The sequence below is a fragment of the Nostoc sp. 106C genome (genome assembly GCF_002154725.1).
GTDB lineage: Bacteria > Cyanobacteriota > Cyanobacteriia > Cyanobacteriales > Nostocaceae > Aulosira.
This window is the reverse complement of sequence record NZ_MTAW01000173.1, coordinates 1-17,743: the sequence shown is the minus strand read 5'-3', so window position 1 is coordinate 17,743 and position 17,743 is coordinate 1. Positions and strand designations below refer to the sequence as shown.

Genomic DNA, 17,743 nt, shown 5'->3' with positions numbered 1-17,743 from the left:
ATTATGTATCAAGTTAATCAAAATCAGATAGTAAATTCATCTTGGGAAAATCGCCCGCGTTTGGCGCTGACATTAGGAGATCCGGGAGGGATTGGGCCAGAGGTGATTTTAAAAGCTTTGACAGATCCAGATGTGAGTCAAAACTTTGATGTGACAGTGATAGGCAATTTAGATTTATTAATACAAACTCACACAAAATTGACTTTCATCAATAATCAGACTCCCTTAGCAAATCCAGCCCAATTGTCAGTTATTGATGTGCCTTTGCCTGGAAAAATTAAAGATAAAATTATCATCGGCACAGGTAATCAAGCGAGTGGTGCGGCTAGTTTTGCTTATATGGACTATGCGATCGCCCAAACACTAGCTGGTAAATTTGATGGTATTGTCACCGGACCGATCGCTAAATCGGCTTGGAAAGCTGCGGGATACAATTATCCAGGGCAAACAGAACTTTTAGCTGAAAAATCGGGGGTTGAGCGCTTTGGGATGTTATTTGTCGCGCGATCGCCTTATACTGGCTGGACAATCCGCACTTTGTTAGCGACCACACATATTCCCTTACGTCAAGTAGCAGACACCTTAACACCGCAGTTACTAACCAAAAAACTAGATTTGTTGGTGGAGTGTTTAGAGAAAGATTTTGGCATAGAAAAAGCAAGAATTGCGATCGCGGGTTTAAATCCCCACAGCGGCGAACAGGGACAATTGGGAACTGAAGAAATAGACTGGTTAATTCCCTGGTTAGAACAACAGCGTCAAAATCGCCCAAATTTACAACTAGAGGGGCCAATACCACCAGATACGATGTGGGTTAAACCTGGTCAAGCTTGGTATGGCAATACTCAAAGCCAAAACCCTGCTGATGGCTACCTGGCACTTTACCACGACCAAGGCTTAATACCTGTGAAATTGATGGCTTTTGACCGTGCAGTTAATACGACGATAGGTCTACCTTTTGTTAGAACTTCACCGGATCATGGGACAGCCTTTGATATTGCGGGTAAGGGAATTGCTGATGCTACGAGTATAAAAGCAGCAATTGAGTTAGCGGCGGAGTTGGTGAGTCAAAGGCTAAGTCAAACTAAATAATGAGCCTCAATACCCAAAAAGAAGATTTCAGTTATGCGTATGTATATGCCATCTCCGCAACTGCTGGCTATTCTCTACAAGCAGCCACACGTAGATTAGATGACAGCGGCATCGACGCTACAATCACTGTACCAGGAAAAATTAACTCCAAGCGTCTGCCTAGATTTGACGTACAAATTAAATGTACATCCCAAGACGTTCTCAAAGAAACATCCATCAAATACCGACTCAGCACTAAAAATTATGATGAACTTCGTGAAGACGACCCTTTCGTGCCACAACTATTAATAGTCGTCTTGGTGCCAGAAGAGATAAGAGACTGGTTATCTCAAACCCAAGAATCCTTATGTCTTAAACGCTGCGGTTACTGGCTATCCTTGCGCGGACAACCACCGATTGATAACAAGACTTCCATCACCGTGGAGATTCCTCGTCAAAATATATTTAGCCCCGACGCACTCAAAATCATAATGGAACGCATCGCTGTAGGAGAATCCCTATGACAGCTATATTCCCGGATGTTGAAAAGTTCAAATATCTTGACCCGCTACAGGTAGAAGCCTACTTAGTCGCGCATGGTTGGCAGCAACAGCAACGTCAGGGTGATAAAGCTTCAATTTGGACTCTAGACGGTTTTGAAATTTTACTTCCTCTCAAACCAGAAATTATCGACTTTTCTCGTCGTATGGGCGAAGTCGTGGAAACTCTCGCTTTGGCAGAAACCAAATCGCAATTAGAAATTTTGGGTGAATTAATTACAAATGCACCCAACACCACCATCCAAGCAGTTGTCACGCAAATCGCCACACCCAACGCCGATAAACTCAGTGGAAAAATCACTTTTCTTGGCATCGTTGTTGAGAAACTGCGTCCCATTCATACTGAACTAGCTGACCGGGACTACATTCTGGCGCTTAAAGCTTATCAGGAACGCTTGCCTATTTACTGCACAGGTGACTTAATCAAGGAAAACGGTATATTCATTCTCAAAAATCCCCACCACTTTAGCCTGGATGATACTGGATACTATTCCTAGAAAAAAATATTTTGGCGAGACTATTAAGAGTAGAGATGATGCCTAGAAGTGCAAGTGATCACGAAGAATTAATTAAAGACCTCAAAGATCCATTAGAAGCAGCATTTTATATTGAAGTAGTTTTAGAAGAAGGCGATCCAAAAATGTTACGCAAAGCACTCAAAAATGTGATTGAGGTGCAAGGCGGAATCGATCAACTTTCATTACAAGTCAAGCAATGCTATAAAAAACTTGACCAGACGTTATCAGAAGCAGCAGAAATAGATTTTTATTCTCTGATGACTTTATTCGATGCCTTAGGATTGCAGCTTTCGGTAACAGTTAAGTCAGCGTGATTGGATTCAACCTCATCCGTCTCTTCACTTTCATCAATGAGGTCTTGGTTTTTCTCTTCTAATTCCCGCATATAGTGTCTGAGTAGTCCCCCAACAGCGATCGCTCTAGTTTTATGTAGCTGACGGGTTAACTCCAAAAACCATTCTTTATCACCAATTAAGTCTGACTCTTTAACCTGATACTTAAGAATTTCTGGGATAAGTATTTTAGGGTCATGATGCTTTGCGATCACACTAATATGAGTTACTGGCTCGTAATCAATTCTCAAGCACTTTTGCCATAATGCTACCCACTTGGAATGGGAGAGATAGGCATGACTGAAGTATGAAGGTTGCACCATTGCCAAAATGTGTAAATGCGGGTGTGCTGAGATTCCATCTCTACCCTTAGTCACTTCTATAGACTTCACCCAACCTTTAGCTGGCCATACCTTTAATTCAGTCAATCGTTTAAAAGCTTTGTTCATCCAATCTAAGGTTTCCCTAAGTTCCTCGATTTGGCAATTCTTGACTGTCAAAGTCACAAACAGCCAACGGTACTTGGGATGATCGGTGACTACCTGTGGGAGAATTTTATAAGCCTTTGCTTTCCACATGAGCGATCGCCTCCACTGGCAAACCGGACAGTGACGAACTCTACAAAATTTAGCATCTGATAGTTTGAACTGGAGAATCCCTTCAGGTTTTGCTGATACTAATTGAAACTCCAGCCACTCAGAACACATTTTTACTCGCCAAGCATATCGATTAAAGTAGCCTTCGCCTGCTTGAGCGTAATAGTCGGAAACTTTATCAGCGTTGGCTCGATGCTTGTCCCAAATCTCCCCTATAAAGGAAACTTCAGATAGACTTAGTATATTTTGAGTAGGTGAAAACTTATCTTCAGACGATACATTCAAAGCAATAAAGTTTCTGTTTGAGGCTTGATTGGAAACAGAATACCTTAATAATTTGGCATAAGTAAATCCAAAATAAGGCTTATTTATACACTTCCACCTCAGTAATGCTGCTTAGAATATTAGGGTAAATATTAAAAAGCGGGGAAGCAGATTAAAAAACTCCCCCACCATTGAATGATTTAAATGTCGCCTGCTCAATTACGATGCAGTACTCTTGGACTTAGCCTCCAAATTTTCTAAGCGACTTCTTAGTTCTTGGTTTTGCTGCTTCAGTTGGTCGAGTTCCTCACGCAAAGTCCGCAGCGCATTGTCTGTGCCAATATTACTTTGCACCCGCGTAATCTCTTCATCAGCATAGCGACGTACACGCCCATCTGGTGTTTGGTCAGCTAGCGATCGCAATATTCCAATGGCTTTGGGTGTCTCCATTTGTCCTAAAGCCGTCACTACTGCTATTTGGGTTAAAAAGAAGGTTTCTTTGGCTAGTTCTGCTAATCTTTCTAAAATCCGTTCTAAATTGACTGGAGTTTGACCAACAGAAATTTTGCCTAAAGCGCGAATTGTCGCCAAGCGTAAAGCTTGGGGTATACCGAGTTTGGTGTATTCCAGCAACAAGTTTAAAGCTGCTTCTGAAGTTTTGAGTTCCGCTAAACCCGCGATCGCACCACTTCTAACTACTTCATTCCAACCAGCCCTTTCTTCTAAAACAGTTTTCAGCAGTTTGAGTACTTTTTCTTCTCTGGGTTTTTCGTCTAAATTAGCAGAAGCGATCGCGCCAATCGCCCGACAAGCAGCTGATTCTACGTAGTAGCTGGCGTCGCCATCTTGTACCAATCTTTTCACAGCTTTATAGCTTTCAGCAGTTTTGGTTTTAGTAAGTGCATCGACAACAGCACGACGCACATAAGGACTTTTATCTTGCAATCCAATGGCTAACCCATCAAAAGCTTGATCCAATTTGATTTCGGCTAGTTGTTTAGCTACTTCGACACGCACACCCCAAAATGAATCATTTATTAAGGACGCAGATAAAGCTTTGGTTGCTTCTAAACCACCTTTTTTCGCTAAAGCTTCAGCTGTATAAATGCGGGAAAGAGGATCGGGGTCAAATTCTAACTGTGCTTTTAATTCTGGAATTGGGTATTCCAAAGTTACAGTTTTCAAATAATTATTACCCACATCAAAGCTAATAAATTGTGGCTTTGTTTCTAATGGAAAGTAAAAACTTTGTTCTTTTTCATTTACCCTCACTGTAAAAGTTTTGATTTGGGGAGATTCTCCGGATTGGGCATAACCAAAGCCAATCGGAATTTTTAAATCAAATAACTCTTTACTGTCATTTTTTTGTGCTTGAGTTTGAGTTATTGTAACTTTCGCTAAGTTAGCATCTCCATCCCAAGAGTAAGCCACTTTAAAATCAGGATGACCACCACGATAAACGTATTGGTCGAAGAGGAAGGTAAGATTTCTTCCAGTTGCTTTTTCAATTGCCCGTAATAAGTCTACTGTTTCTACAGTTTTATGGGCATTATCTTGAACAAATGTGTGTATTGCTTGCCAAAACAATTCTTCTCCTAATTCCGCCCGAATCATGTGATATACACAAGATCCTTTTTCGTAAATGTGGCGATCGTAAAGTTCAATTGCTTCTCGGTAAACATGAGTTACCATCGGACGGCGGTAACGCCCGCTATCTTCACTAAAGTAACTCCGCGCTTCTAATAGCCGATAGTATGCTGCTTCTTGGCTACTATATTCATGTTCTGTCCACATGACCTCAGAATAAGAAGCCATTCCTTCTTTAATCCAAGCATGAGACCAATGTTTAATCACCACCAAATCGCCAAACCATTGGTGTGCTAGTTCGTGAACGACTAAACTTTCGGTGTTGCGATTATCTAAAGCAGCGCGTTCATCTAATAAACAGCGATCGGTTAACAGCGTTGTCGAGGTGTTTTCCATCCCGCCGAAAATGAAGTCATCAACGCAAACCTGGGCGTATTTGGGAAAAGCATAGGAATAACCATACTTTTCACTTAAAAACTCGATCATGCGCGGAGTTTTGCCCATGCTGCGTTTAGCATCTGCTTCTCTACCTTTTTCTACATAGTAAGTAACAGGTAACCCAAGCCATTCATCGCGAATTTCGGCAAAGTCACCGATCGCCAATGTCATTAAATAGGTAGGATGAATTTCTTGCTGTGACCAATGGTAGATTTTATCTTTACCATCTTCCTGGGTATCAATCAGTTCGCCGTTGGAAATAGCAACCAGGGGTTTGGGAACACGAACGCGGATTTCGGAAGTAGAAAGTTGTCCGGGATAATCGAAGCAAGGAAACCAAAAACGGGAGTCTTCGTCTTCTCCCTGTGTCCAGACTTGGGTGGGTTTTTTAGGATAGTGTTTGTCTGGTTGAATGAAGTAAATCCCACGTTGGGGTTTTTCCACCGAATAGGCGATCGCAATCAATAACCGCTTACCCACCTGAGTTGGACTAGAAAGTTTGACAGTCAGCTTTTCGCCATCATAGTCAAACTCTTGCCCTACCTCATCCACCTGCACAGATTTAATATTCAGGTTGACGGCATCCAAAGTCAAACTGTCAATGCCAGTACGGATTGGCGACAGGCGAATATTACAACTGCCAGAGTAACTTTGATTAGGAATATCTAAGCTGAGATCTAAAAAAATATGTTCTACTTGTCCGGGGCGATCGGGGTTGTAATGTGGTTTTGCCCCTGGTAACTCAAAAGATCTGTGACCGTTATTTTCTGTATCAAAATAAAAATGGGACATTGATGCTTACTAACCTTATATCTTGATAATTCTGGCTGGATGTAGTGAATAAAAATTGCGCGATCGGGCATCTTGCCCAAATCAACTCAGCAGTCTGGAAGAATTTCCTTCTGGGGTTGAAGATTAAAATCAATCTTCCCCCTCACTCTCTCGCATTTGCTTCCCCTGATGTAACCTGATATCCTGCACTCTGTTGCTATCGGATCAAGAGTCTGTTCTCGATAAATGCCACTTGAGTACAAATACTCCTAAGTATTTTTATAGCTTAGGATAGTCTGCTAAATAGTAGCGGGCTATTTTTTCAGTTAAACAACATACTATTTACGGATTTGCTGCTGACTCTGTTGTAGTAATTCTAGGAGTAGTTTAAAACTATTGGTGTATAGCAATACTAATTTTATCAGTGAATACCGATGAATTAGTAAAACTTATAAATAATTCTGAAAACTCTACAATGACGTTTTTACCCGCCTCAACGACAATTGGCGGAAAAGAGGATAACCACAATGCCTGAAAGTAAATCAAAGTTTTTAATTCCTACTATTGGCGCGGCTGTAGTTCTGACAGGAGGTATAGCTGCCTATATGTATTTTAAAGGAGGTCCTGCTGGAGATAGTGCAGGTGCTCTAGGCAGCGCTAAAGTAGTGCCTTCTTCAGCATTAATGGCAACTTATATTACCACTGACCCCCAAGCGTGGGCGAAGTTGCAGCAGTTTGGCACTCCAGAAGCACAACAACTAGTTGCCAAAGGTTTAGAGTCATTCAATAAAGACATGTTGAAAGATAGCAATATTTCTTATGAAAAAGATATAAAACCTTGGGCTGGCAGTGTGATGATTGCTGTGCTACCACCAAATGCGGTTAAACCTGCACAATTTAATACACCTGCTGCATCTAATAAACCCATCAAATTACAGTCGGAACCAAATATCCTATTAGTAGTAGGAATTAAAGACAAAATTGCTGCTTTAAATTTTGGTAACAAATTGAAAGCGCAAAAAGGTATCAAATTCCAGGAATCTGATTACAAAGGCGAAAAGATTACAGAAACCACAGATAAAGGCAAACCGACCTATAGCGTAGTTTTAAATAATAGCCAATTGATATTAGCTCCAGAAAAGCAAGCTGTAGAACAGGCAATTGACACCTTTAAAGGGCAGCCTTCGTTTGCTACTAAAGAAGGTGCAAGCAATATTCTCAGCAAAGGTGTGGATGTCAAAAATACCCTAGCCCAAATTTATATCCCTGATTATGCGGGTATGGTACAACAGTTAGCAGCTGCTAATCCCCAAGGGACACAATTACCCCCTCAAACCCTCAAGCAATTGCAGCAGGTGAAATCGATGGTGGCGGGTGTGGGTGTTGATGATGCAGGTTTACGGGTAAAAGCGATCGCTAATTTAGATCCACAACTCAACAAATTCCAGTATCAAAATACTCCTGCGAAGATAGTAGGACAGTTCCCCACTGATACCTTTGCTTTAGTAAGCGGACAAGGTATTAGTCGTACTTGGTCAACCGTACTAGAACAGTCAAAAGACTACCCAGAATTTAACCAAGCAGTCGCACAAGTTCGCCAACAACTCAAAGCAGTCGCCAATTTGGACTTAGACAAAGAGGTTCTCGGCTGGATGGATGGAGAATTTGCTTTAGGAACGATTCCATCCAATCAAGGGATATTAGCTAGTGTAGGTTTTGGGGGAGCTTTGTTATTTGACACCAGCGATCGCAAAACTGCGGAAGCCACACTCAGCAAACTTGATGACCTAGTGAAAAAGCAATCACTCAACGTTGCACAAAGAGATATCAGTGGTAAAAAAATCACTGAATGGCAAATTCCTCAGCAAGGAGCTTTACTAGCTCATGGGTGGCTAGATGAAGATACTTTATTTGTAGCGCTTGGTAGTCCGATTGCCGATGCGATCGCAACTAATAAGAGCCAATCTCTCGACAATAGCGACACCTTTAAAGCGGTTACTGGTTCTTTACAAAAACCTAATGGTGGCTACTTCTACGTTGATATGGACAAAACAATGACTTTGGTTAATCGTTTTGCTGTGGCTCAACCTGTACCGCCGGAAGCCAGCGCTGTTCTGAGTTCTATCCGGGGTTTAGGTGTAACTGCTACCAGTCCTGACAAATCTACCAGTCAAGTGGAAATGTTATTAGCTCTCAAACCGAAAACTGCAAAGTAAGGGAAATTGGGGAATGTAACTGATAGTTGATTCCCCATTAATACAACGACTGGCATAAAGCGATCGCTCCACCATGACAGCGTTAAAATAAACCCATAAATCGCAATGTCATAGCCATGTCCCTCGCCAAAGAATTAGACCCTGACCAAGGCATCCAAGAAGATGTTATTCTTCCTCCAGGTGACTTATACAGCGATGAGCCTCCCTTGGAAACTGAACTGCATCTAGAGCAAATAATGCTCTTACTTAAATGTCTAAAATGGTTGTGGCGAGACAGAACTGATTTCTATGCTGCAGGGAATCTTACTATTTATTACAGCCTGAATAAACTCAAAACAGAAAGCTTTCGAGGACCGGATTTTTTTGTTGTGCTAGACACGGAACGCAAAACCCGCAAAAGTTGGGTAGTTTGGGAAGAAGATGGCAAATATCCTAATCTAATTTTAGAAATTCTTTCCGAATCAACAGCTAATACAGACAAAGATTTAAAGAAAAAAATTTATCAAGATACCTTTCGCACCCCTGATTATTTTTGGTTTGATCCCTACACATTAGAATTTGCAGGGTTTCACTTAGTTGATGGTCAATACCAACCTATAGAACCAACTACCCAAGGACATCTTTGGAGTCAGCAGCTTGGGTTATATTTAGGAATTCATCAGGGACTCTTACGATTTTTTACAACAGCAGGAAAGCTAGTACCAACCCCAGAAGAAATAGTAGAGAAATTAGCGGCTAAATTGCGAGAATTAAATATAGATCCAGATACAATTTAAAATTTAATCCTTCTGGGGAATTCAATATTCACAATTAAAATTTGGATATTTTTTAATTGGAAGTCCCTGATTTCTCCTTTGTCTACGTCATTTTCCCCAATTCCTAATCTCCATTCCCCAGCCCCTAGACCGACCATCAGCAAATATGTCATAAGTAAAAAAGGCTGTTGAACGCAAATTAATCTATGACTGCTGCTGTAAATAATGCTCCTGCTTTAGCTTCCCGTTTGGTAAATGGCATACTGGCAATCAAACCTTTAGCCAACCTAGCCAAGCACCGCGCCAGACAGATGATGATTAAACGTGCCGAAAAAATGGGTGTACTTTGGACGAAAGAAGTACAGAAACTTCGGGCACGTGATTGGACAAACGAGTTAGCTAAAGTAGAAAATCTTCAGCTTTCCTACCCAGACTACTACCTCACCTCATTCCACGCCTACGAAACCGGAAATTTAAGTTGGCAAGCTGCTTTTGAGGTAGAACCTGCTGCTTATGCTGTTCACGCTAAAATTTGGCAGGGTGCTGAGGCGCAAGGTGATGTAAAGTTGCGCCAAAGTTACCACGATATCTTGAAAAACCAAATCCCTCAGGAACCGCAAGATATTTTAGACTTGGGATGCAGTGTGGGCATGAGTACCTTTGCCTTACAAGCACTTTATCCTCAAGCCAAAATCACTGGATTAGATTTATCTCCCTACTTCTTAGCTGTTGCTGAGTATCGCTCACAGCAACGTAGCTCACAAATCAACTGGGTTCATGCCCCAGCTGAAACTACAGGATTACCAGATGCAACATTTGATTTAGTTTCGATTTTTCTGGTTTGCCATGAATTACCCCAGTCGCCAACCAAGCAGATTTTTGCAGAGGCGCGGCGTTTGTTGCGCCCAGGTGGTCACTTGGGGATTATGGATATGAATCCTAAATCAGAAGCGTTTGTGAAAATGCCACCTTATATTTTGACGCTGCTCAAAAGTACTGAACCGTATCTAGATGAATACTTCAACTTAGATATTGAACAAGCCCTAGTTGATGCGGGTTTCCATACTCCCACAATTACCAGCAACAGCCCTCGTCACCGCACTGTAATTGCTCAGGTGCGTGGCTGATTCCTTGTTGCTGCTGTGGGCAGTCATACCACCACTACTGCTGCTTTTTTACTACTATTACCGTGTTATCACTGCCCCACCATTATTAAGGTTACTGTTGTTATTTATCTTTGGGGCAATATCTGGTTTTGTCGCCCTTAGCTTAGAAGTGGCTTTTGAAACTGTAGCTAACTGGGTTGTCAACTGGCAGCAGATTAAGTACTCGCTTCCTGGTATTGCGCTGCGGCAACTTGTGGAAATAGGACCCATTGAAGAAGGTTGTAAGTTGGTAACGGTGCTCATCCCAACCTTTTATTTACAGCGCAGGTATCAATTACGCCCTAGCACTGTTTTTCTATTTACCATAGCTGTTGCTTTGGGATTTACCGCCCAAGAAAACTGGATTTACCTTTTCTACAACACAGCATCAATTCTTGATCGTAGTATTGGAACTCCCGTCCATGCTATGTTCTCTGCTCCTTGGGGCTATGCCTTGGGCATTAAGTCAAATCACAATAGAAATTTTCTTTTTAGTGCTTGGCTAAATTCTGTCATCTGTCATGCCCTAGTAAATGTCTTATCTAGCGCGTGGCGTTATCCATTGCCATTGGGTGTTCTCAGCTATGGCTTATTTCCATTGCTGTTGTGGATGTTTTGGCGGATGGAACAATTACTGCGAAGAGTGGAAAGTAAACCGCCCATTACCTTGATATCTGGCAATACACCTCAGCATCGTTACTGGCAAAGAGGTTTAGTGCTGTTTGCCCTTATGTTAGGTGGAAATGCAATTTTTGGATTGTTTCTCTTGTCCAGAAATCTTAGCCCTTTACGTTTCTCGCAACTTTTTTACCCAAATGTTTTGTGGTTTATATTGAGTAGAAGTTTACTCAATATAAATTTTGCAGTTGTGGCATGGCTGATTTATCGTTATTTGCGACGTTCAGCCCAACGACGATATTTTTAAAAAAGCTTGCAATAGCAAATTTTGCGATTGATAATAAGTAATAAATTTATTACCAATTACCAAATCTTTCATTACTTAAACCCGGGCTAATATTGGCTGGCTTGCTGTTGCACTGACTGAATTTGATTCAGAATCTGCACAGTAAATTTCGCAAGAGTTATTCGGGCTTTCAATCAGTTTAACCTTGTAAAGCTTGGCTCCCAATTTTTGGATGGGCGATCGCAGTAAATTACTAATGTAAAGTGCGATATTCTCTGCGGTAGGTACGACTTCAGCAAAGTAGGGAATATCTTTATTTAAAAAAGTGTGATCGAATGGTTCTACCACATAATCTTCTATTACCTGATTCAACGCTCCTAAATCCACAATCATGCCAGTGCGTTGGTCAATTTCCCCTTTGACGGTAACTTCTAAATGATAGTTATGTCCATGCCCGTGGGTACGAGCACACTTACCGTAAATCTCCGCATTTTCTTCGTTACTCAAATTGGGGTGAGCTAGCCGATGGGCGGCGCTAAAGTGAGTGCTGGTTGTGAGGTAGGCTTCCATTGAGTTTCCCATATAATCTGCCCAAAGTTCAGGATGTTCAAACAACTGCACGCGCACTAGAGGTAAGTGGGGTGCTAACCGCTGCCAGATAACTTGTGCAATATTCTCAGTAGTGGGCAGAGTTTGTTGAAATTCTGTCCACACATCGTTGAGGTAAGAAAAGTCCAGTTGGCTGGTAACTTCGCGCTTGATTACGTGTTTCACATCAGACAAGTTCAAAACCATGCCATATTCATCTAATTCCCCAATTAGAGAAATAAATAAGACATAGTTATGCCCGTGCCCAGGAAATTTAGAGCAAGCACCAAACTGCTGAATGTTCTCAGCTTCACTCAATTCTGGCAACCAATAGCGATGACTTGCCGAAAACTGAGCACGTCGATTAACAATGCATTGCATGAGTACACTGGGAGCAAAATTTAAAATTTCTTAATCTTTCACTATTTCCAGCATAAACTAATTTCAGCCGCTTCGCGGATTCAAGAGTCTAAATCCTTGATCCTTGACCGTTGACCTCGACTATTTCACAGATGCTTGCGCTTCGTAGTGTAATCTTGTGGCAATGCGGAATAATTCTTGACCTGTATGTAAGTAATGCTCATCGTAGTTTAAAGGGAAATAAGCTAACTCTTCCAATCCATCTGCTACTTGATTAAGGCTGTAGTAAAGATGAGCAGCTGTTCTGGCTAGACTGGGCGGATTTGGCAGAGAACGAAAAGTTATTTGTGCCTGCTTGAGGTCATCTCTACAACTAGTCAAGTAATCTTGAAATTCATCTAACAATTCATCATCAAAGGGATCTGCGGCTAATTCATCAATTTGCTCTTCTAATGAATGGAGAATGCTACCCAGGAAGCGATTTACTGGTTGATAAACTAGGCGCAGCCATTCTTCAATTTGATCATCAGCATCTTTTCCTGTTTTTCTTGTTGCTTGGTAATGCCTTTGAGCAGATGCTGTACGCTGTTGTCTGCTATTTAATTTCTGAGAAGCATTCTTTAATTGTTGGTCGTAATTTAAGCGAGTTTGAGTGTCGCCTAAAACTTCATAAGCTGCATTGATCCGGATAATGTGCTCTTTATCTGCTGTGTCCTGATTACTATCAGGATGAAACAATTTAACCTGGCGGCGATAAGCTTGCTTAATCTCCGCTTGGCTGGCATTGGGATTAACCTTCAGAATTTCGTAGTGGTTATAATCGACCATTAATCCAAATTTATAGCTAGCTGATGCTAGCTGCTACTCTGTCCTCCAGGTCTTGAAACAATGGCGTAGTTAAATACCTTTCTCCAAAACTTGGCTGAATAACTACAATTAAACGTCCTTCGTTTTCTGGACGTTGGGCAACACGAATTGCGGCACACAAAGCTGCGCCACTGGAAATACCAGATAGTAGCCCTTCTTCTCTGGCTAAACGCCTACCATAGGCGATCGCTTCTTCATCTGTGACTGTAATCACTTCATCAATCAATTCTAGCTTCAGCACTTGGGGAATAAAACCAGCACCAATTCCCTGAATTTTGTGTGCTCCCGGTCTTCCGCCAGATAATACTGGGCTATTACTTGGTTCAACAGCGATCGCTTGAAAACTCGGCTTACGTGCTTTGATTACTTCTGCTACACCAGTAATCGTACCACCTGTTCCAACTCCTGCCACAATCATATCTACCTGACCATCGGTATCTTCCCAGATTTCCTCAGCGGTAGTTTCTTGATGTATTTTAGCATTTGCTGGATTGCGAAACTGCTGCAACATATAGGCGTGGGGCGTCTTGTTCACTATCTCCTGCGCCCGCCGAATTGCCCCACTCATGCCTTCAATTCCAGGTGTTAGTTCCAGTTCTGCTCCATAAGCCCGCAACATTGCCCGTCGTTCTCCACTCATCGTTTCGGGCATTGTCAAAATTAAACGATAACCTTTAGCTGCTGCTGCCATTGCTAGAGCGATTCCTGTATTGCCAGAAGTCGGTTCCACCAATACTGTTTTTTGAGGAGTAATCAGTCCCTCCTTTTCGGCAGCACTAATCATACTTACCCCTATGCGATCTTTAACTGATGCAGATGGGTTCATGCTTTCCAATTTCACTACAATCTGAGCCAAACACCCTTCTGCTTGGGAAATACGGTTTAATTTTACTAAAGGTGTACGTCCCACGAGTTCTGTAATGTTATTAGCAATTCGCATAATTATTCCTTAGTTATTTAGTTATTGTTAGTAGCCAATAGACAATAATTATGAGCCATTGGGCACTGATAAAGAAAAAATGACTATTGACTAAATGTAGTACATAATATCCAACTGTTGCCGAGAATCTCTCTTTTCACAAAGATCCTGAAGCGAATAATTTCGGAACACTGAGTTAGCTGCCTGACAAGCTTCTTGCCAGATTTCTTCTATAACACCACTGTCTACAGTTCTATGATTAATGGCTGTTTGACTAGTCCGTACATCTAACCCTTCTAAACACTCCAAAATCTCGAAGAGAGTAATTTTCTTAGGTTCTCGTGCCAATAGATAGCCACCTTTAGAGCCTCTTTGGCTCTTAATTATACCTCCACGCCTTAAGGTTGCTAGTAGCTGTTCCAAATAGCGGTCGGGTATGTTTTGTTGTGCTGCAATTTGCCGAATTTGCATCGGTTCACCGCTTTGATAGTTAGTTGCCATCTCTAATAAGGCCAGAATTCCGTATTCAGACTTACACGATATTTCCACAGGCAGCAATCAAGAATGAAGAATAAAGCATGAAGGATCAAGATTATTCATGCTTCTTCTAGTATACTCCGGTTCCTCACTGGGGTTTATGTGTCACTGCCAGCAAAAACAAAAACCCCGCCATTAGGCGAGGATTAGTAGAGTTCAAATTTTTATGTACACTTATCGAAACTTGAGCATTGCTCTAGATTCTAGAAGGTAAATGTTGTTCTGAGTGTACCGATGAATGCGTTTTCTTCAGCATCGTTTTGACCAGGAGCTCTCAGCCAAATTACACCAGGGGTAACGGAGATATTATCCGATACACGATATTTGTAGAAGCCTTCCACGTGGATTGGCAAAGTATTACCAGTAGTAACGCCTGGGATTACACGTCCTCGTGCATAAGGTTCAGCACCGGCGAAGATACCCAATACATTACCTTTCTTACCAAAGTCAGGTAAGGCTATTCCACCACCGTAACTCCAGGCTTCATAGTCATTTCCAGCACCCACTTGGTTAACATCGTGGTAAGAGACAAAGCCGCTAATTGACAATTTGTCGCTAGGTCTGAAAGCTGCCGAAACGCCGTAAGAATTACTATTAGCTGCGGCTGTTAGAAGGTTTGCTTGACGAGTACCGACAACACCACCAATTGGTGAATCACCATTAACACCAGTGATACCTGAATCAAATAAGGAACTACCTGTGCCATTATATGCGTGGACGTAGGTAGCAGCCAATGCCAAGCGATCGCCAACAGCAAAGTTCAATTGTCCTAAGGCAGAATAGTTACCATTTAATAAGCCTGCACCTGCTCCAGGATTATTCGCTTCTGAAGCTAAATAACCTAAAGTGATGGAACTGGGTTTGAAGATACTGCCACCGCTGCTAAAAGGTATGTTGAGTGCTATACCAGAACCACCACCAATCCGATAGATAGGACTTTCAGCGGCAAAGGTAGACAACGCACCGTTTCCACCGTCATCCCCATCGTGGAAATAAGGATTGTTGACAGCAGCATATTGATGATGACGTCCACCGGCAGCTGCAATATAAACTTGAGCTGGTCCGATGGGAGCTTCATAAGTTAATCTGTCAATTCTGACACTGTTGTTACCAGTGCTACCAACTTGATATGTTTGTGTACCTTCTCTGGTATCTACAGACAAGTTATTTTGGTTTCTGATATCAAAAGCGGAGGCGTTACCAGCAGCCAGACGAGTTGTCAACTTGTCTCTACCAGTAAAGCTGGTTTCCAAACCTATACGTACTCTGTCTTGGAAGACGGTATTGTTTACATTACCAGTATTGCCACCAAAAGCATCGCTAACAGCGAAAATTGCTTCACCAACTAGTTTGGTGGTAGTAGAGAACTGATGGGCTTCCAATTCAGCAGTACGCGCTTCTAAGGAATCGACACGACCGCGTAAGGTTGCTAGTTCTGCGGAAAATTCTTCTTGCAACCGCTGCAAAGTCGCCAAATCTTGTTTGGTCACCAAGTCAGCTGTAGCTGTGGCAATCAACTCGTTAACCCGATCCAAACAGGCATTTAAACCAGCGGCAAATTCGTAACGGGTTAAAGCACGGTTACCGCGATAGGTACCATTTGGATAACCTGCGATACAACCATAGCGCTCAACCAATGACTGTAATGCTTGGAAAGCCCAGTCAGTTGGTTGAACATCGGAAAATTGAGAAACCGATGTTACTTGAGCCTGAGTGTTATTATTACCCTCTTTGCTGTAGCGGGTAACTTGGTCTAAAACTTTAGCGTCATCACTAGCAGGTGCTGCTTGAGCTATGATCTCTGCTGGCTTTTGAGCCACTTCAGCAGCAGCTTGTTTCTCTGCTGGTGATACTTCGGTTGTGGTATTTGGAGCTGCCATTGCTGTTGTCGAAACTAACAACGTTGCTCCTAAAACTGCTGGACTAATGACCAGGGATTTCCACAAAATATTAGACATGTTTTCTTTTCTCCTCACACCTTGTATAGATAATTGTGTTCGTTGCACCTAATTCTCAAATATGCGACATCTTGTTGGGACTTCTGGATGAGGCATAGTTGCCACTACTACAATTTTAGTTTTTGCCAAGCTAATAACTGATTAACTGGATGTTAAAAATCGATGTAATTAACTTATGCAAAAACACATCTCCATAGCATATCATTATAGAACATTTCAAGCACATGGCAACATAGGAGCGATCGGCTCAACAACTGTCACATCACTAACCTAATATATTTAAGCTCAGAGTAGGGCTAGAGAAATCACTAAATCCCTCTTCACCTAAGTAATCAGTACGAATTGCGTACATGATGCATAAAAACTATTTATTGTCTTCTACCTGCTGTATTTTTTACAGTCAGCTTTTCCAGAGAAATTACTAATTAATTTGGGAAATTACTTCTGCTAGATCAAAGTCTTTTTGAGTTAAACCACCAGCATCGTGTGTGGTTAAGTCAATTTTAACTTTGTTATAAGAAATAACTATATCAGGGTGATGTCCTGCGGACTCAGCTGGTTCCACGAGTTTATTCACAAACTCAATTGCCTGGATAAAATCTTTAAAGCTACGGGTAGTTTTTAAAGTCGAGTCTTCTACTGTCCAGCCTGAAAGCACACTTACCTGTTGTTGAATTTCTGCCTCAGTGAGTAGCTGCGCCATATTCAAAAATCTATTTAAAATGTAAGATTTACTACATCTATCCAAGTAAAAGGAATCTGTATTTTTACAGTATCTAGTTGAGATATTGTAGATACTTCGTTGATAAAACCTAAACCTTGTTTAAAAGTTACCTACCCATAAAAAACTATCCGCTCTGATTTAGATCGGTGGATCTAAGTCAGAGCGGTCTAGTCGGGTCTTCAGGTTGCAACCAGACTGCTGGAAGGAACTCCTAGCTTAGCCTAGCTACTTGAGTTAAACTTAGTATCTACAAGAGAACTAAGACTAACCTTTAGAGAACAGCCCCAGCACACAGCCGGCTAACTGCAACCTGATGACCCATGCATTTACTACTTTCTATCATGGGCATCACCTCCTTGTTGCCTAAGTGGTCTTAGTTTCAATAAGGCAGAGCGTTTCACTCTGGGTTTAAAACCTTCATCAAATATAACATATAAATTTTCAATAATTAACCAAAACAATAGAAAAAATCCCTCACCCAAAGGCGAGGGATATTGAAAAATGGGGAATGATGAATGAATGCTAAAGAGAAATTAACTCATCATGATTACAGCGCGTTACCACGAGGTAGAACTTCTTCAGGGAATACAAATTGTTCGTGGGGCTGATCTTGAGGAGCCATCCAAGCACGGA

General features: G+C 41.7%; 16 protein-coding genes and 1 pseudogene. 8 read left to right on the top strand and 9 right to left on the bottom strand.

The genetic code is table 11. The features are described from left to right. Window positions 1-3: 3 nt before the first annotated feature. Genes pdxA through BV375_RS26160 form a run of 4 tightly spaced genes read left to right on the top strand, consistent with a single transcriptional unit; the run spans window position 4 to window position 2,463 of the window. Window positions 4-1,092 carry a 4-hydroxythreonine-4-phosphate dehydrogenase PdxA gene (gene pdxA / locus BV375_RS26175; RefSeq protein WP_086765896.1) on the top strand — a complete coding sequence of 363 codons (1,089 nt, stop codon included), beginning with the start codon at window positions 4-6 and terminating at the stop codon, window positions 1,090-1,092. Beyond that, the gene (locus BV375_RS26170) at window positions 1,092-1,595 is read left to right on the top strand and encodes a DUF4365 domain-containing protein (protein ID WP_086765894.1); all 504 of its coding nucleotides are present in this window, start codon (window positions 1,092-1,094) and stop codon (window positions 1,593-1,595) included. Before pdxA ends, BV375_RS26170 begins: the two co-directional genes overlap by 1 nt. After that, window positions 1,592-2,128, top strand: a complete 537-nt coding sequence (locus tag BV375_RS26165; RefSeq protein ID WP_086765892.1) for a hypothetical protein — start codon at window positions 1,592-1,594, stop codon at window positions 2,126-2,128. The genes BV375_RS26170 and BV375_RS26165 overlap by 4 nt, the downstream gene beginning before the upstream one ends. A 35-nt stretch (window positions 2,129-2,163) precedes the next feature. Next, a complete protein-coding gene (locus BV375_RS26160; protein WP_339376764.1) occupies window positions 2,164-2,463 on the top strand; it encodes a hypothetical protein in 300 nt (99 codons plus the stop codon). On the opposite strand, the gene BV375_RS26155 is transcribed toward BV375_RS26160, so the two are convergent. Together BV375_RS26155 and BV375_RS26150 are read right to left on the bottom strand one after the other, a co-directional pair. After that, complete coding sequence (locus tag BV375_RS26155) at window positions 2,397-3,362, bottom strand: protein rep (protein ID WP_243714060.1); 966 nt, start codon at window positions 3,360-3,362, stop codon at window positions 2,397-2,399. The genes BV375_RS26160 and BV375_RS26155 overlap by 67 nt on opposite strands. Window positions 3,363-3,560: 198 nt before the next feature. Then, complete coding sequence (locus tag BV375_RS26150; protein WP_086765886.1) at window positions 3,561-6,158, bottom strand: M1 family metallopeptidase; 2,598 nt, start codon at window positions 6,156-6,158, stop codon at window positions 3,561-3,563. A 506-nt stretch (window positions 6,159-6,664) separates the two neighbouring features. Here BV375_RS26150 and BV375_RS26145 point away from each other — a divergent pair. The 4 genes from BV375_RS26145 (at window position 6,665) to BV375_RS26130 (ending at window position 11,178) form a co-directional block, all read left to right on the top strand. Further along, window positions 6,665-8,353 carry a DUF3352 domain-containing protein gene (locus BV375_RS26145; RefSeq protein ID WP_086765884.1) on the top strand — a complete coding sequence of 563 codons (1,689 nt, stop codon included), beginning with the start codon at window positions 6,665-6,667 and terminating at the stop codon, window positions 8,351-8,353. Between the two features lie 116 nt (window positions 8,354-8,469). Further along, window positions 8,470-9,129, top strand: coding sequence for a Uma2 family endonuclease (locus BV375_RS26140; RefSeq protein WP_086765882.1), 660 nt, complete (start codon window positions 8,470-8,472; stop codon window positions 9,127-9,129). A 185-nt stretch (window positions 9,130-9,314) separates the two neighbouring features. Further along, on the top strand, window positions 9,315-10,235 hold the full coding sequence (locus BV375_RS26135) for a class I SAM-dependent methyltransferase (protein ID WP_086765880.1): 921 nt from the start codon (window positions 9,315-9,317) through the stop codon (window positions 10,233-10,235). Then, on the top strand, window positions 10,228-11,178 hold the full coding sequence (locus BV375_RS26130; protein ID WP_086765878.1) for a PrsW family glutamic-type intramembrane protease: 951 nt from the start codon (window positions 10,228-10,230) through the stop codon (window positions 11,176-11,178). The genes BV375_RS26135 and BV375_RS26130 overlap by 8 nt, the downstream gene beginning before the upstream one ends. A 75-nt stretch (window positions 11,179-11,253) precedes the next feature. Here BV375_RS26130 and BV375_RS26125 read toward each other — a convergent pair whose 3' ends face one another. The 7 genes and pseudogenes from BV375_RS26125 to BV375_RS39040 form a co-directional block, all read right to left on the bottom strand. Then, window positions 11,254-12,126 (bottom strand): 6-carboxytetrahydropterin synthase, encoded by an 873-nt coding sequence (locus BV375_RS26125; RefSeq protein ID WP_086765876.1) that lies wholly within the window; start codon window positions 12,124-12,126, stop codon window positions 11,254-11,256. 120 nt (window positions 12,127-12,246) lie between these two features. Next, window positions 12,247-12,933, bottom strand: coding sequence for a J domain-containing protein (locus tag BV375_RS26120; protein WP_086765874.1), 687 nt, complete (start codon window positions 12,931-12,933; stop codon window positions 12,247-12,249). Between the two features lie 16 nt (window positions 12,934-12,949). After that, window positions 12,950-13,912, bottom strand: coding sequence for a cysteine synthase A (cysK, locus tag BV375_RS26115; protein WP_086765873.1), 963 nt, complete (start codon window positions 13,910-13,912; stop codon window positions 12,950-12,952). 90 nt (window positions 13,913-14,002) lie between these two features. Further along, window positions 14,003-14,440, bottom strand: a complete 438-nt coding sequence (locus BV375_RS26110) for an Rrf2 family transcriptional regulator (protein WP_086765872.1) — start codon at window positions 14,438-14,440, stop codon at window positions 14,003-14,005. Between the two features lie 191 nt (window positions 14,441-14,631). Next, complete coding sequence (locus BV375_RS26105; protein ID WP_086765870.1) at window positions 14,632-16,386, bottom strand: iron uptake porin; 1,755 nt, start codon at window positions 16,384-16,386, stop codon at window positions 14,632-14,634. A gap of 421 nt (window positions 16,387-16,807) precedes the next feature. Beyond that, on the bottom strand, window positions 16,808-17,089 hold the full coding sequence (locus BV375_RS26100; protein ID WP_086765868.1) for a 4a-hydroxytetrahydrobiopterin dehydratase: 282 nt from the start codon (window positions 17,087-17,089) through the stop codon (window positions 16,808-16,810). 568 nt (window positions 17,090-17,657) lie between these two features. Beyond that, window positions 17,658-17,743, bottom strand: a pseudogene (locus tag BV375_RS39040) (photosystem II protein D2); the annotation flags it as partial.